Annotated in this window: 12 protein-coding genes; 3 read left to right on the forward strand and 9 right to left on the reverse strand. The window is 55.9% G+C overall.

Annotated features, from left to right (window positions below; translation table 11 throughout):
• Positions 1 to 205: 205 nt before the first annotated feature.
• Positions 206 to 1,069, reverse strand: coding sequence for an alpha/beta hydrolase (locus tag F8R23_RS03305; protein ID WP_151415261.1), 864 nt, complete (start codon positions 1,067 to 1,069; stop codon positions 206 to 208).
• A 172-nt stretch (positions 1,070 to 1,241) separates the two neighbouring features.
• Here F8R23_RS03305 and F8R23_RS03310 point away from each other — a divergent pair, with 172 nt between their 5' ends.
• The gene (locus F8R23_RS03310; protein ID WP_129934702.1) at positions 1,242 to 2,678 is read left to right on the forward strand and encodes an MFS transporter; all 1,437 of its coding nucleotides are present in this window, start codon (positions 1,242 to 1,244) and stop codon (positions 2,676 to 2,678) included.
• Here the strand turns inward: F8R23_RS03310 and F8R23_RS03315 are convergent.
• The 3 genes from F8R23_RS03315 to F8R23_RS03325 form a co-directional block, all read right to left on the reverse strand.
• Positions 2,657 to 3,058, reverse strand: coding sequence for a VOC family protein (locus tag F8R23_RS03315; protein WP_129934701.1), 402 nt, complete (start codon positions 3,056 to 3,058; stop codon positions 2,657 to 2,659). The genes F8R23_RS03310 and F8R23_RS03315 overlap by 22 nt on opposite strands.
• 81 nt (positions 3,059 to 3,139) lie before the next feature.
• The gene (locus tag F8R23_RS03320; RefSeq protein ID WP_085116723.1) at positions 3,140 to 4,387 is read right to left on the reverse strand and encodes an LVIVD repeat-containing protein; all 1,248 of its coding nucleotides are present in this window, start codon (positions 4,385 to 4,387) and stop codon (positions 3,140 to 3,142) included.
• 9 nt (positions 4,388 to 4,396) lie between these two features.
• Positions 4,397 to 5,470, reverse strand: a complete 1,074-nt coding sequence (locus F8R23_RS03325; protein WP_112349768.1) for a sugar ABC transporter substrate-binding protein — start codon at positions 5,468 to 5,470, stop codon at positions 4,397 to 4,399.
• 222 nt (positions 5,471 to 5,692) lie between these two features.
• On the opposite strand from F8R23_RS03325, the gene F8R23_RS03330 reads away from it, so the two are divergent.
• The gene (locus F8R23_RS03330; RefSeq protein ID WP_151415262.1) at positions 5,693 to 6,781 is read left to right on the forward strand and encodes an oxidoreductase; all 1,089 of its coding nucleotides are present in this window, start codon (positions 5,693 to 5,695) and stop codon (positions 6,779 to 6,781) included.
• Positions 6,782 to 6,787: 6 nt separating this feature from the next.
• On the opposite strand, the gene F8R23_RS03335 is transcribed toward F8R23_RS03330, so the two are convergent.
• A complete protein-coding gene (locus F8R23_RS03335) occupies positions 6,788 to 7,810 on the reverse strand; it encodes an SDR family oxidoreductase (protein WP_129938112.1) in 1,023 nt (340 codons plus the stop codon).
• 123 nt (positions 7,811 to 7,933) lie between these two features.
• Here F8R23_RS03335 and F8R23_RS03340 point away from each other — a divergent pair, with 123 nt between their 5' ends.
• The gene (locus tag F8R23_RS03340) at positions 7,934 to 8,551 is read left to right on the forward strand and encodes a TetR/AcrR family transcriptional regulator (protein WP_151415263.1); all 618 of its coding nucleotides are present in this window, start codon (positions 7,934 to 7,936) and stop codon (positions 8,549 to 8,551) included.
• Positions 8,552 to 8,558: 7 nt separating this feature from the next.
• Here the strand turns inward: F8R23_RS03340 and F8R23_RS03345 are convergent, their stop codons facing one another.
• Genes F8R23_RS03345 through F8R23_RS03360 form a run of 4 tightly spaced genes read right to left on the reverse strand, consistent with a single transcriptional unit; the run spans position 8,559 to position 15,407 of the window.
• Positions 8,559 to 9,980, reverse strand: a complete 1,422-nt coding sequence (locus F8R23_RS03345) for a hypothetical protein (RefSeq protein ID WP_151415264.1) — start codon at positions 9,978 to 9,980, stop codon at positions 8,559 to 8,561.
• The gene (locus F8R23_RS03350; RefSeq protein ID WP_151415265.1) at positions 9,961 to 11,886 is read right to left on the reverse strand and encodes a hypothetical protein; all 1,926 of its coding nucleotides are present in this window, start codon (positions 11,884 to 11,886) and stop codon (positions 9,961 to 9,963) included. Before F8R23_RS03350 ends, F8R23_RS03345 begins: the two co-directional genes overlap by 20 nt.
• A gap of 10 nt (positions 11,887 to 11,896) precedes the next feature.
• Positions 11,897 to 13,558, reverse strand: a complete 1,662-nt coding sequence (locus F8R23_RS03355) for a hypothetical protein (RefSeq protein ID WP_151415266.1) — start codon at positions 13,556 to 13,558, stop codon at positions 11,897 to 11,899.
• A gap of 13 nt (positions 13,559 to 13,571) precedes the next feature.
• The gene (locus F8R23_RS03360; RefSeq protein ID WP_151415267.1) at positions 13,572 to 15,407 is read right to left on the reverse strand and encodes a hypothetical protein; all 1,836 of its coding nucleotides are present in this window, start codon (positions 15,405 to 15,407) and stop codon (positions 13,572 to 13,574) included.
• Positions 15,408 to 15,456: the final 49 nt, after the last annotated feature.

Consider the following 15,456-nt stretch of genomic DNA (forward strand, 5'->3'; position numbering starts at 1 on the left):
AAGAACGAACGGGACTTTGATATTTCAAAATGGAATATAGAAGGGACTGGGTGGCGCAGAATACCGAAGGAATAGGCTGTCGCGCCTGTCTTAGACATTTTTGTGCAAAGCAAAGCTGGAATTGAGAATAAGCCATTGGAGTGGGTCACTGTAGCGCTCAGCATCAGGGCTTGGCTGCTGACGGGCGACACAGTGACTCAAGGCATCACTTGATCATCGCCATCACACGTTTGAACATGGCGCTGTCAGGATTGGCCAACTGGTTCACCAGGGTGAAATGGTTGCTGTGTCGGTCTTCCAGCAGGGTGACATCAAGCCCTTTCTCGCGGCAGGCGGTGTAATAGGCCAGTGTCTGGTTTTTAAAGCCCTGGGTTTCTTTGGCGCCTACGTCGAGCAGGATCTGCGGTGCATTGGCCTTTTCCGGCAGCATAAACAGCGGGCTGAGTGTCAGCGCCTGTTCTGCCGTCAGGCGCATCCAGTCATTCACGTAGATATCACACAGCGGGCGAATGTCGAACAGGCCGCTCAACGCCAGTGCGCCTTTGATCACATTCACCGGCAACTGATAAAGGTGCTGCCAGTCATCGGCGATCAGCATGCCGCTCAGGTGGCCACCGGCCGAGCTGCCACTGACAAAAATACGCTCGGGATCGATGCCATATTGGGCGGCATGGTGGTAAAGCCAGGCTATCGCGCTGCGCACCTCGCGGACGATTTCCGCCAACGTAGCTTCCGGTTGCAGAGTATATTCCAGCGTCGCCACCGCTACGCCGTGACGGGTGAAACTGGCGGCCATCGAACAGGCTTCTTCTTTGCGCTGGGAATGCCAATAACCGCCATGAATAAAGACCAACAGAGGCGAAGGCTGGTTGGCGGCCGGGAACAGATCCAGACGCTCGGCAACGCCCATACCGTAGTGAATGTCATAGATCCCCGGCGTTTGTGCTTTGGCTTGGGAGGCCAGCGTCGCATATTGCGCCATGCAAGCATCAAAATTTTCTACCGAAGCGCGGGCGTTGTATTGCTCGGCACGCACGGACAGGTCATCAAACAGCAGATCGATTTTCATCTTGTCTCCTTGTGTAATTCCTCATCATCTGCCTGAAGCGGATTTGAAGTTTGATCCTTAATGCTGACCGATGACATGGCGTCATATGCATTAATAAACTGCATAGGCTGCGCCTTCCGCCATATCATGGGCTGACATAGGCTACTGACAGGTTCTTTCAGGAGTCAGTACTATGAAGCTAATTACTCAATCTGCGGTGGGCAACCCCCATTCCGGCGGCATTCTCACCGGCCTTTCCCTGACCATGCTGGTTTCATCTCTGGGCGCCAGCATTGCCAACATCGGTTTGCCTACGTTGGCACAGGCGTTCAACACGTCGTTTCAGGCGGTGCAGTGGGTGGTGATCGTCTACCTGCTGGCCATTACCACTTCCATTATAGCCATAGGGCGTCTGGGGGACCGGATCGGTCGCCGTCGCTTGTTGCTGATGGGCATTGTCTTGTTTACCCTTGCCTCCGGACTGTGTGCCGCCGCACCGGATATCTGGCTGCTGTTGGCGGCACGCGTTGCCCAGGGAATGGGGGCCGCAGTGATGATGGCGATGACCATGGCACTGGTGGGTGAGACACTGGGGAAAGAAAACACCGGCCGTGCCATGGGATTGCTTGGCAGCATGTCGGCCATCGGTACCGCGCTTGGGCCTACGCTCGGCGGCGCGTTGATTTTTGGCTTCGGCTGGCGGGCGATGTTTCTGGTGAGCCTTCCTATGGGCGGGTTGGCATTTATGCTGGTTTATCGTTATCTGCCGGTGGGTTCGCCGCAGTCGCAAAAAGATAACGGCAATTTTGATCTACCCGGGACTTTGCTGCTCGGTCTGACGCTGGCCTGCTACGCGCTGTCGATGACGCTGGGGCATGGTAACTTCGGCGTCATCAATTTGCTGTTGTTGCTTTGTGCGGCGCTGGGGATCGGACTGTTTGTACGGCTGGAAAACACCACGGCCTCTCCTTTAATACAGTTGGCGCTGTTCCGTCAGGCTGGGCTGAGTGTTGGGTTGGTGATGAGCGCACTGGTCATGACGGTGATGATGACATCGCTGGTGGTTGGGCCGTTTTATCTGACGCATGGCCTGGGGTTGGCAGTGGGACAGGCCGGACTGGCGATGTCAGCCGGGCCGTTGGTGGCGGCTTTGCTCGGCGTGCCGGCCGGTCGGCTGGTGGATCGTCTTGGTGCACAAAAAATCACCGCCGTGGGCCTGGCGATCATGACCCTGGGGGCCGGCGTAATGTCGATGATGACGCTCAACCAGGGGGGCTTTGGCTACGTGGCCCCCCTTTGCCTGATTACCCTGGGCTACACGCTATTTCAGGTCGCCAATAATACCGCGCTGATGAAGCATGCGGCCCCTGAGCAGCGGGGGGTGATCTCCGGCATGGTTAACCTCTCACGTAATCTTGGCCTGATCACCGGGGCTTCTGCCATGGGCGCTTTGTTTATGCTGGCGGCGAACACCGGTGATATCACGTTGGCGACGGCGGAGGCGGTATCAAACGGCATGCGTGTGACTTACCTGGCGGCAGGTGTGTTGGCGGCAATAGCACTGGTGATGACCCTCCGGAACCATGCCGCCATTAAACCGGACGGGGATCACAGCAGGTCACCCCGGTAGGCGATATGAATCTTGTTGCCGTCCGGATCGCGCAGGTAAGCGCCAAAATAACCTTGGCCATAATGAGGGCGCTCACCGGCTTCACCTTCAGAAATGCCGCCTGCCGCGATACCGGCGACATAGGCTTCACGCACCTGTTGTTCACTGTGGGCGATGAAGGCCACCATGCTGCCGTTACCGGCGCTGGCCGGTTGTCGATTATAGGGCTGGTAAGCGTAAAAACGCGGCAATGCCTGATCGGGTATCACCCAACAACGTGCGGCGGGGCCCCCATCCGGGGTGACCGGGCGTTGTATTAACCCCAACGGCAGCAAAATGGCATCGTAAAAAGTGGCGGCTTGCTCCAGATCGCTGACGCCTACGGTGATATGACTAAACATGCTTTCCCTTAATATGTCTGGTTTACCGGTTCATTCATCTTATGCCAATGGACCTAAAATGGTCGTGGCAATCCTAAACTCTCAGCCCAAATACTCGATGATCGACAAACCGCCGTTGTAATCCGTGCTGTAGATAATACCCTGGGCGTCGACAAACACGTCGCAGGATTGGATCACCTGCGGGCGGTCCGGGCGTTTATCCATCATCGTTTCTGGAGCGGCGGGCACCAAAGCCCCGGTTTCTTTCGGTTGATAAGGGTTGCTGATGTCATAGGCGCGCACACCGGCATTTTGGTAGGTGGCAAAAATCAGCGTTGAGCTGATAAAACTGCCGGGGCGGTTCTCATGCAGGTTATGTGGCCCGAAATGCGCTCCTTTGCTGATGTAATCACGTTCCTCCGGTTGCGGGAAGGTGGCAATGCTCACCGGGTTGGACGGTTGGCGGATATCAAACAGCCAAATCAGTTTTTCGCCGTCCTGCTGGTTATCGAGCACCGCCTCATCCAGCACCACCAGCAGATCCCGATCCGGCAGCGGTAGTGCGGTGTGGGTGCCGCCGCCAAACGGCGGGCTCCAGTTGCGATGGGCAATTAGCTGCGGTTGGCTGCGATCTTTGATATCCAGCAGGGTCAGGCCGCCGTCACGCCAACTGGCATAGGCGGTGTCGCCGCTGATAATCGCATGGTGCAGGGCGTAGCGTTTGCCTTCCGGCCAGTTGGGTGTTTCTCCACCGGCGCTGTGCATACCCGGCAGCCACCAGCGGCCGGCGATCTGCGGATTGCGTGGATCGGCCAAATCGACGGTCAGAAAAATGTAGTCGCTGTAGCCGTCAATCAGGGCGGAAACATAGGCCCAGCGTCCACCGACATACCAGATGCGGTGGACGCCGATCCCCTCCAGCGCCAGAAAACCGATCTCCTTTGGCTGGTCCGGGGTAGAAATATCGAAAATTCGCACCCCGGCACTCCAGCCGCGGGCGTCATTGCCTGACACCGTCTGGCTGATGGCGCGGGTGTAGTAGACCTTCTCATCGGCGAAACGGGCATCGGCAAACAAATCGCGAGCGTTGATCACCAGCAGCAAATCATCGTGCGCCTGTAAATGTACGTTCCATGTACCCGGCGGCGCGGGGACAAAACCGGCCGCACGCGGATTTTTCACGTCACGCACATCGACGATAGAAAATCCCTGCGAAACCATATGCCCGATATAGGCATAACCCCGGTGAACCATAACCTGCACGCCGTCAGGCTTACCGCCCTGATCGCTGTGGCCGATCAGCCGCATATTGCGGCTGTACTCGGGTTGGGGAAGCGCTCGCGATGCCATATCCGTTCCTTACTTCTTAGCCTGTTGCGCTTCAAGCGTGGCGAACCACGGCGCGATAAAATCGTCCGATTTTCCCCAGCCAGGAATGACTTTGGCCAGTGACGCGACGTTGGTGGCATCCGGGTGACTGAGCAACAGATCCTGCGGGATGGCAGCGGCTTTAAATTCATAGGTCGCCGGGGTTTTCTCTCCGGCAATCTTATTGGCCACCAGCCGCAGGTTAACGGCACCAATCAGCTTGGGATCAACCGCCACGCTAAGCTTCCAGGCGCTGCCCTTGGCACGCATCAGCGCCAGATCCTGGTTTGAAATATCAATACTGTAGAGTTTGATTTCGGTGCGGCCATTCTCCTGAAGGGCCTTGTAGGCGCCCTGGCTAAACGCATCCCAGGTTCCCCAGATGGCGTCGATTTTGCCCTTTGGATACTTGGCCAGGATCGCGCCGATCTTGTTGGCGGTGTCACCCTGAACGTCGGAGGATACCGCGCCGATGGACTCAAGCTCCTTGATGCCCGGCTGATCCTTCAGCAACTTTTGATACTGCGCCTGACGTCGCTCCATCGGTGGGAAACCCGCTACCCACAGCTTGACGATATTGGCTTTGCCGTCGAAGTCTTTCACCAGTTGGCCGAATGAAAGATCGGTCAACGAAGCATCATCCTGCTGGCTGATGGTTACCCCCGGGATCTCGCCCTGTACGGCGGTATCGAAGGCAGCCACTGCAATACCGCTGTCGGCAATGCGTTTCAACAGGGCGGTGGAATAGGGATCGCGTCCCTGAGACAGGATAATGCCGTCGTACTTCTGGCTGATGGCCTGGTTGACGAAGTCCTGGAACTTGGCATCGTCACCGTTGGTCAGGAAGGTATTGACCTGAAAGCCCAGTTTGCGGCCTTCCTGCACCGCGCCGCTGACAAACTGCGTGGTATTGTCGTCAGACCCCAGATTGCGGATCACCGCGATACGGATTGGCCCCTGGTGATCGGCAATCGCCGCCGGGATCGGCGCGGTAGCGGGGGCGGAGAACGCGGGAAATACGGCGAACAGGCTTAACGCCAGTAATGAGGTGTTGAACAGTTTCATTAAATTTTACCCTGCATGGTTAAGCATCATTAAAAACGGGAGGACAATTCATCGTCACCATTGGGATGGTTGTTTATTCAAAGAATGAATTGAAGCCGTCAGTTTCCACGCGGGCGGAACGGATGACAATGAACGAAAAATCATAAGCTAATGCTAAAGAGTATTAGGCAACGCTAAACTCGCCTTTATGATGGCAAGATCAGACAAAATAAGGACTTGAACATGAGTGATAGCCACATTCGCGTGGTCGCCGGCTCCGCCAACTATTTTTCTTACCCTGGGGCCATTGACCAACTGGCGCAATTTTATTCCCCGCAACAGTTGAACAATGCGCTGTGGGTGTATGGCGAACGTGCGCTGGCCGCGGCCAAGCCCTGGCTACCGGCGGTGTTTGATGCTGCCGATGCCCGCCGGGTGTTGTTCGACAGCCACTGTAGCGAAACCACGGTGCAGGATATCGTGCAACAGGCCGGGGCAGATCGTCAGGTGGTGATTGGCGTTGGCGGCGGTGCGGTACTGGACACCGCCAAAGTGGTAGCCCGTCGGTTGGGCTTACCCGTGGTGGCTATCCCGACCATTGCCGCCACCTGCGCCGCCTGGACGCCGCTTTCGGTCTGGTACAACGACCAGGGGCAGGCGCTGCGCTACGAGATTTTCAACGATGCCAATCATCTGGTATTGGTCGAGCCGGAAATTATTCTGCGCGCGCCAAAAGAGTATTTGCTGGCCGGTATCGGCGATACTTTGGCGAAATGGTACGAAGCGGTGGTGCTCAGCCCGCAACCGGAACGTTTACCGTTAACCGTGCAGTTAGGTATCAATACCGCGTTGACCCTGCGTGACGTACTGCTGACCGAAAGTGAGGCGGCGCTAAAGGCGCAGGCGGAAGGGCAATTGAGCCAGGCTTTCCTCAATGTGCTGGAAGCCATTATTGCCGGCGGTGGCCTGGTGGGCGGACTGGGCGATCGTTATACCCGTATTGCCGCAGCGCATTCGGTGCACAACGGCCTGACCGCGCTGCCGCAGACCGATGCCTTCCTGCATGGCACCAAAGTCGCCTATGGCATTCTGGTGCAAAGCGCGTTGTTGGGGCAGCAGGACACCGTGGCTCAGTTGATTGCGCTGTATCACCGCCTGGATCTGCCTGTCAGTCTGGCGGCGTTGCAGGTGGACATTCACGATGAGGCGCAAATCAAACGGTTGATTGAGCGCACCCTGCAAGCGGGGGAATCCATTCATTTGCTGCCGCTGGCGCTTAACCCAGCGACATTGCGTTCCGCGCTGAGCTATGTGGAGTCACAGACGGCGTAATCAGTGTCAGGTGGACGGGCGGTGATTGCGTAGCCAGGCCACCGTATCCTGCAGCGTTTGTTCCAAAGGTCGGAATGTCAGCCCCAGGTCTCGTTCACTTTTGGCGTGATTGAAATGAGAACGGTTGGCCTCTTTCACCATCAGACGCACGGTTGCCAGGCTGAGCAATACCGGTTTGCCGCTGAGGCGGGCGTAGGCCTCCTGCAGTGCTGCCAACAGGTAGAGTAACGGCAGTGGTAGTGTGCGAGTTGGCGTTTTGACTCCGGCAATAGTCCCCAACAGCGGCACCAACTGGTGCATGGTCATGTGTTGTCCGGCGGCCAGATAACGCTCACCGCGTTTGCCTCGTTCTGCCGCCAGTATCATGGCCTGTGCCACATCTCGTGCATCAACCACTGAAAAACTGCCCGCCACCAATCCCGGTAATTTACCGCGCATGACGTCATTGGCCAACTGGCCGGAAGAGGTGGGGCCAAGATCGCCCGGCCCCCACATCCAGCCCGGCAAAACCAGGCTAGCGTGCATTTCCGGATGCTTATCCAGGAAGGCAAAAACCCTTTCATCTGCCAGTATTTTACTGCGGTAGTAATCATCGGCCTCTTCGGGACGTCGCAAACAGGTTTCGTCGATCGGCATGCCCGCTTCACCGTTGAGCACCGCGATGGATGAGGTATGCACAAAACGACGTACACCTGCGCGGTAAGCCTGCTCCAGCAGACGCTCGGTTCCCTCGACGTTGATAGCTTTAAGCTTCGCCCAATGGCTGCCACCTTTGTAATTATCACGGAAGTAGGCGGCGGTATGGAACAGCACGTCACAGTCGTGCAGGTGTTCAGCAAAGGTGGCCACGTCAGTCATATCGCCTTCGATCAATTCGATGCTGTCGGTTGCCCCGAACTGCTGACGACCTTTTTCCATCGAACGCACCAGGGCTTTGACCCTGGCCCCCTGAGAAACCAACTCACGCACCAGGTTGTTGCCGAGCAATCCGGTCGCGCCGGTGACAAACGCCGTTTGTATTTTCATCATGATTAAAATCTTAAGTGAATTTCAAAGTTCAAGTGATATATAAATCTATGGCTAGAGGTTTAAAATATCAAGTGATATCTTGAATACCTAAGGGCAATGACAACCAGCGTAAAGTTGATACAGATGAAAACGATAAAAAAACGGTTAACTCGCGAGGAGAGCCAGCACCAGACGCGCGAACGGTTGATTGAAACCGCTCGCCAACTGTTTATTGTCGGTGGTTATGGCGGTACCTCAATCCGTGATATCGCCAGTCAGGCTGGCTATTCGCAGGGGGCTTTCTATTCCAATTTTGCTTCCAAGGAGGATCTGCTGCTGCAACTTTTGCAGCGGCATATGGAAACCGAGGCGGCACAACTCACCAGCCTGACCCAGAGTCATACTGATAGCGCGGAACAGGTGTTAGCGGCACTTGAGGCATGGTCGGCGACCCTGAATCGGGAGGCCGACTGGTGCATGTTATCGATAGAACTGCAACTGCATGCGCAACGCAGCCCGGCCTTTGCCGTTGAATATCAAAAGGTTTGGGATGTACATCAGGCAAAAATTGGCGCGGTGATCGGTTCGCTGTTTCAGCAGGTGGGCAAGACGCCGCCTGCGGAACCCAATGAGCTAGCGGCGGCCTTTATGGCGATGGCGCACGGGTTAGCCTTGCAACGGACTGGTGTGGGCGCCGATCCTTCTGGCCGGTTGATTATGCTGTTTCTGCGTAGCCTGCTGTGGATGCCAACAGCAGGCTAGCCGTTATTCAAGGCACGTAAATGATTTCAAAGCTGGAGGTTTTGTCGTAGTAGGGCGTCATGCCGCCATCGACGTAGAAAACCTGCAGGTCGTAATGATAAACCAGCTTTTTATCCGGGTTGAGGATCAGATCCAATGCCGAGACTTTTACCGTCACGTCATGACTGGGGTGCTCTTTGGTCAACTCAACCGTCTGGTTGTCGATGTTCACCAAAATGCGTTTGATCGGGCGTGGCCCTGAGGGATCGTAAGCGCCGCTGTCGCTTCTGAATTCAACGGTTTTGTAGATGTCCACCGGGGCGGACTGTTGGATAAAGTCGAGCACCTTGCTCTGGTATTTGGCGTCCAGCGCCAGCACCACCGGCAGATGATCCGGGTTAAAGCCGGTAAATTGCACCGCCAAATAGCCTTTCAACAACAGGTTTTGCGGTGAACGGTTAAATAATGCGTCCCAAATCAGCGCGAACTGCCGGGCGGGCAACGTGAATGAATCGACAATCCCGCTTTGCAGGTTGATCAGCGCATTTTTTTCCTCGGTTTTCCCCTCCGGCAATGCCAACTGCAACACCAGCGAGTCGGCGTTGGCGAAAGGGGCCAACCTGGCATCCGGCTGCATTTGTGAAAACTGTGCCGTGGCGTTAGCAATGCGCCCTTGGTTCACCTTGGGTGACAGGAAGTAGTCAAAGGTCACCTTGATCTCATCCAGTGAGGTGGCGTGCTCGCCGGCAGAGAATGAAATCGACAGCATCGGTTTGCCGTCGGTATCGGTCGCCAACAGGAAGGTATCCGGCAGATAGTAAAGGGAATTTTTGCGCACATAGTCCTGATAGTAATTGTACCAAAGCTGCTGATACTCCAGTGGGGTGAGGATCAGTTGCAGACGAGCCGGTGGCGGCAAAATACCCTGATAGATATACGGATAGTAGTTTTCGGCAAAGTAGAAAACTTTAGGGTCGGTGAGGGTATTGGTGATGCCATGATCGGTTTTGATGGCGACCACCAGCGTGGTTTGCGCATCGTAATCCGACAGGGCCTGCAGCAAGGCATCGCGCTGCTCCAGCTTGTACAGATCAAGCTGTGCCTGATAGCGATTTTCCTGCGATGTCAGCATCACCTGGTCGAAGATCATCTCTTCGACGCTGCCAAAGCGGGTGAAACTCAGAACCACATAGGGAACCTGCGGCACCTGGCGACTCAGGGCGAAATCCAGCTCCATGCGCCAACTGGTGCCGTCGGTACTGGTGGCAATCTGGTAACGAGTTTCTCCTGAAACGATCTCGGTGCAGACCTCGGCGGTCATCTCATCCGCCAGCACCGGCGGGGCAGCCCGATAGCGTAGCTGCCTGGCCTCGACGTCAGGAAACTGTTCGCGCGCATTCTGCAGAATAATTTGGTTCAGTGTCACCAGGTCATTGAGAAAGGTATTCATGGTTATCCTCAGTGCGTTCAGTGTGGGCCAGGGTTCTGAATTGGTTCAGGCAGGACGAAGTCCAGAGGAAGCGTCCGTCATGCCGACGATAGAGCGGGCTTTCCAAGCGGTCGGCGGGCCAGTGCCAGTGGGCCAATGCATCAATCAGCGGCGTGAGTTGCGGGACCCCCGCCAGCCTGGCGTACTCCAGAGCGACGCGCCATTCGTTGGGGTGGGCATAATAGGGGGTTAGGGTACTGACTCGGTCGTAACGGTGGCCACTCCATTGCAACGCCTGATTCAGCATCTGAATAATACGCCGATAAGCCGGCAGTACGGCGTCGCTCCCGGCCACCAACGTATGGAGCAAAATCAGCGCGTTGGTATTTACGCAGCAATCCAGTTGGCGAATATCATTGTCGTCCTTCATCCAGGTATAAAAGCTTTGGCACTCTGCCCATTGGTGTTGTACGGCGGCCTGACGGGGATCAACCCGGCGGATCTGGTAGCCGTTCATCTGTGCAATGGTCTGCCTGACCTGTGCCAGCGAAATACGGCCAAACTTGTACAGCAGCTCGGTAATGATGGCGGTGTCATCAATGTCGGCGCAGATACGCTGGTTTGCCATCCACTGGGGATGGGCGGCCGTTGGCCAAAAGCTGAAGTGGAACGGACGGGTTTCGCAGGCGATTAAAAAATCCAGTGCCCTCTCAATAAAGGGAGCGGTTTGTGGGGTGTAATCCAGGGTGCGTAACACCTGCGCGGTAACAAAGGCATTTTCATCCTGATGCCAGCGTCCGTCCGGTGTTCGGACATGGGCGGTAAAGGCACCGCTGGCACATTGTTGCTCAAGTAACGCCGTCAGACTGGAGCGGACAGTCCTTATGGTGGAGGGAGTAGGACTCAGCGGTATCTCCCCGAAGTGGGTATTTTGCGGGCTGAAAGTACAGCTGATGGCCTGACGCCCCTGCATATCCACCGAAAACCCTACCACGTTGAATTGCAGCGGAACCTGCGCGCTCATTGCACATTGCAACAAGGGCATGGTTTGACGGCTTTGGGTCAGCAAGGCTTGCACCGCAGGGAACACCCGGGTGTTATCACCGAAGAAGCTGGCCGCCATGGTGAACAGCGTGAAGCTTTCCAGTTCACCGCCGGGGCCGTAAACCAGGCTAAAGCCGTAGGTAGTGGCAGGAAAACCTTCACTGCTCAAAGTCTGTTGCAGGGCGTGGTCCATCAGCGGTACCAGCGCTGGGAACAGCCGTTCGCAGCCGAAAAAGGTCATCACCGCCAAAATATCGGCATCAGTGATGCGGGCGCTGTGCCACTGAAAGTAATATTCACGCGGTGAGTCGGGCTGCTGCGGATAATAGCCCACCATCAGCAATGACAATCCCGCCTGTTGGCAGGCAGCGGCAGGGTAATCCTTCACGCCGCCGGGCCAATCGTCCGGATCTGGAGCTCCGGGCGGCACTTCGGAATACACTTTGGTTTTTACCGTCTCCGGACTGTATTTTCGTCCCAGCCACGAGCCAAACCGCAGTGGCTGTGCCCCCTGGTGCTGCATGCGGCTGACTGCCGCCAAACAACTTTCGACCTTCTGCTGCGGTAGTGAAAGGGTCAGTTGCTGGTAGTGTCGGTAAAAACTTTCAACTCCCCGATCTTCGGCGTAACGCGGCAAAAAGGGATCCAACGTGCAGGAAAGTGCCTGCGGGTTAGACGATGAAACGGTGAACTCGAGTGGGCACCCGTTATACCCCAACAGGCTGGTGTTAAAGGCGGCAGACAGGCAGCCGGAGGCCAGGCGTGCCTGGCTGAACCGGGCGATCTCGGGCACCAGCGTAGTGTGTAAGTACGGCGCTTCCTGACACAGGGCGCTTACCAGGGCGTTCCATGCCGCTGGTAATACTGCATGGCGTTCGACCATCGTCAGTCACCTATGCCACGGCCGGGATAACAATGGCCGGTGGGTTTTCGCTGCCGTCTATCGTGACGCTGTCACCTCCCACTTTCAGGTAGGTGATTTTGTAGTTAACCGTCCAGGGCTGCTCGGTCAGGCAGCGATACTTAAAGGTCTGTTCTTCGGTTTTATCCGGATTAAACTGGTATTTCTTGGTTTTTCGACTCTTTTTGTCATCCAGATAGGTCAGTTCGACGATCACCTGATTGTAATTCTCCCAGGAAAATTTCCGGTCGAGGAAGATGGCAATCTCGTTGAAGGTCAGCACCGCCCCGGGATCCAAATTCAGCAGGGTCGACGCCGAGACCGACTGCGGTTGATAGCTGCTGCTGCCTTCCCAGCCGGTGGTGGCGGCAGACTTGAAGGCATACTCGCTGCGGATCACAAAGAGTTCATTGTGGTCGCTGCTGCGCGAGATGCTCTTGCTCCATTTACCGTCATCGGTGATAAACGGCTCGGCGGTATAAACCTGTTTGTTGTAGTCGATTCTGAAGCTGGCGGCTTTAATGCCGTACTCGGTAAAGCCGTCCGGCCCCAATACGGTAAAGTCGATTTTCTGGAAGAAGGGATCGTTAACGTTCACTTCAATAAAGTAAGGCGGTTCTTTTTTGGCGCGCAGGATATCGCTGCCGATAAAGTTTTGCGGCACCGCCGATTGGCTGAGGGCTTTCGACGAGATGTAATTGAAGTTCAGGTTTTTGGTTTCTTCGATCCGCACCAGCTTGATCTCCAGTGAGGCGCTGGGGAACAGCCCGCCTTTACCGCCTTCTTCGCCGTCTTCCTTGCCGCTGGCGAGCAGAGATTCCAGGATCGAGTCGCTGGCTGATTTGGCCTGGGTATTGCTGTCATCATTAGGTTTAAGCGACGCGGTAAAGAAGCTTTTCAGGATCTCTTCTTTGACAAACTGCAGCGCCCACTCTTTCTCTTTGGCTTCCTCCTCGCTTGGCATGCTCTCGGTCACCTTGATGATCAACTTCTGGTCCTGCTGCAGTTTTTTGATCACGCTGTCAAAGCCCAACCAAAAACTGGCGGGGGTTTCCACCGGGATCGGGATATTGGCGCCAAATTTCAGGTCGAATTCCTTGTAAAGGCTTTCAAACTTGGCCTCGACCTCGACTTTCAGTGCCGGGGTAATACCGGTAAAGCTAAGGTTGTAGGCCACGGCGGCTGGGGCCTGTGCCTTATTAAACGCCGCCTCGAGGATCACCGCCTGCTGCGGCGTCAGTTTGGCGCTGAAGATGGCGCTGTTGTTGCCAAACAGGCTGGGGCACTGCGCGCTGATTAACTCGCCGTTGGCATTGCTGCCGACATCAAGCACAAAGAAGTTCACCGTGCCTTTGTCATAGGGGACCTGGGCCTTGCGGGCGGTTTTCGGATCCACTTTCAGTTTGCGCAGGTATTCGTTGAAGGCGGTGTCCAGCTCGGCGGGGTCGATCGAGGTATTGACCTCGAAGTTGATGTAGCCCCCTTGCTGGCCGCTGCCGTCGCCGGTGTACTTGATCAATGAAAATATCGGCTTTCCGTCTTTCGCTGCGATATGGATATCACCGGGCAAATACCAGAACTGCTTGTCATCGGAGTCGTCGGCAAAGAAGGTGATGTTGTTGATGGTGGCGGTTCTTGCTCTGAGTAATAACATGGCGTTTCCTTAATTAATTGAGGTTGGCAATATCAATAGCGTCTAGACCGGTGGCGGTTTGGACGTACTCGGGTTTATCCCCGCCCTGGCCCGGCAGGTAGCTGAACCAGACCTCCAGGTCGACGGCAAGCCGCTCTGGGTCGATTTGGTCGGCGCTAAAGCGCTGGGGGGCGGCTTCGGTTTCGGTAAACTGAAAAATTTGCTGCAGAGGCGGAGTGTCATCGCCGGGCAAATAGGCATAACTGGCGGAAACCAGCACCGACGCCACCTGTTGCCAGTCCATACTGGCGGACAGCGTTAACACCCGCTGGTGATACAAACTGGAGGGCAGATACACATCCTGGCTGGTCGGTTCATTCAGCACCGCAGAGATATGGGGTGAGTTGACGGCGCTGCTGTACTCCTTGGTTACGTCAAATAAATACTGATCGGGGTTGGGCAGCATCACCGGGTAGCTGTCCTGCTGCGCAGTCTGGCTAATCTGAAAACTTTTCGACAGGCTGGATGCCGTCTGCCCGATTGGACGGCAGCGCAGGGTGACCAACACCGACTGGTACCAGCGCCAGTCAAACAGGTTGGCGGCCTTGATGACAAAATCGTAGCGGCCATAGAGCGACTCAATATCCAGATAGACATCGTTCAATTCGGTTTGCAGCGCGCCGGAGCTGACCGACCTCACGCCGCCCACCGCCTGGTTGAGATAGACGGTGAGGTCATACTCGACGGGCCACAGCATTTTGCCGGTTTTAGGATCGATAATACTCGGTGACCTGAAGATTTTCGGTTTGGTATCGCCCTGGCGGAAGGTGTATTGCTTGTTGTCCGGGCCATAGCGCAGACGCACCATCACCAGTTGAACGTTATCGTCCAGTTCGTCGGACAACAGATTGATCCGGACCTCGCGGTGGGCGAAGAAATCATCCTGCAGATCGCTTTGGCTGATCACTCGATCGGCCTGATAGTCGGTACCGGCGACGAGTTCAGCAAACAGCGCCTGTGGATAAAGTGAGCGTTTGACCACCGTGGTTTCCGTCAGTTTTCCGCTTAAACGTCGCTGGTCAAGATCCTCAACCGACAGTCGTTGCAGGTAAAAACCGGCCTGAGGTTTGTCTTGTTGTGGCACTTCGGCAAACACCGGGGTAAAAAACTCACCGGTCAGGATCTGCGTCAATTCGGCTGTGGCCTGCATGAAGTGGCCGTCGGGATCGGTGTCCCTGACTTTGATGGTCACCACTTTTTCGCTGATCAGCTGTGCCGAGGTTTTTTCGATATCGACGGAAAAGAACAGCAGGTTGAAACCGACCGACTGTTGCAGGAATTGATAAACCTGGTCCCAGCGGGCCTCCAGTTCAAAGGTGGCCGGAGGAAGTTGTAGCAGGTAGTCAATTTTGTAGCTGATGGCAATCGGCGCAGTGGCCGGTGTGGCCATCAGGCTGGTCAGCAGGGCGATATCGCTGTCCGGGGCCAGTTTGGCCAGCAGATAACAGTTGAGCTGCTCGCTCAATGAGGTCTTGCTGGTTTGGCCTGCGATAAAGCCGGGAATGTTCAGCGTGGCGGTACAGCCGATCGCCTGCAACGGCACTAACACCGCGTCGTGCGGCATGTCCGGGCTGGCGGCTGCCGCAGCACGGGCGGCCTCGGGGCTGCTGTTCAACTGGGTTTGCAGCGACAGCATGGCGTAGTAAACCGTGGCCGGTTGACTGCTGTTTCTAAATATCTGTAGCTGGACAGCGGGCTGGTTACCATCAATAACGCTAATGCCCGGTGCCGCCGCGCAATAATAATAAATCGGCCTGTCTGGGTCGGCTCGGATAAAACAGATGTTTTGCACTACGACCTGAGTGTTCATAGCGACCATTCCATTTTATGAAGGTGAATCAGGGCAAAGAAGCTTTGCC

The sequence above is a fragment of the Serratia proteamaculans genome (assembly GCF_008830365.1).
In the GTDB taxonomy this organism is placed as follows: domain Bacteria; phylum Pseudomonadota; class Gammaproteobacteria; order Enterobacterales; family Enterobacteriaceae; genus Serratia; species Serratia proteamaculans.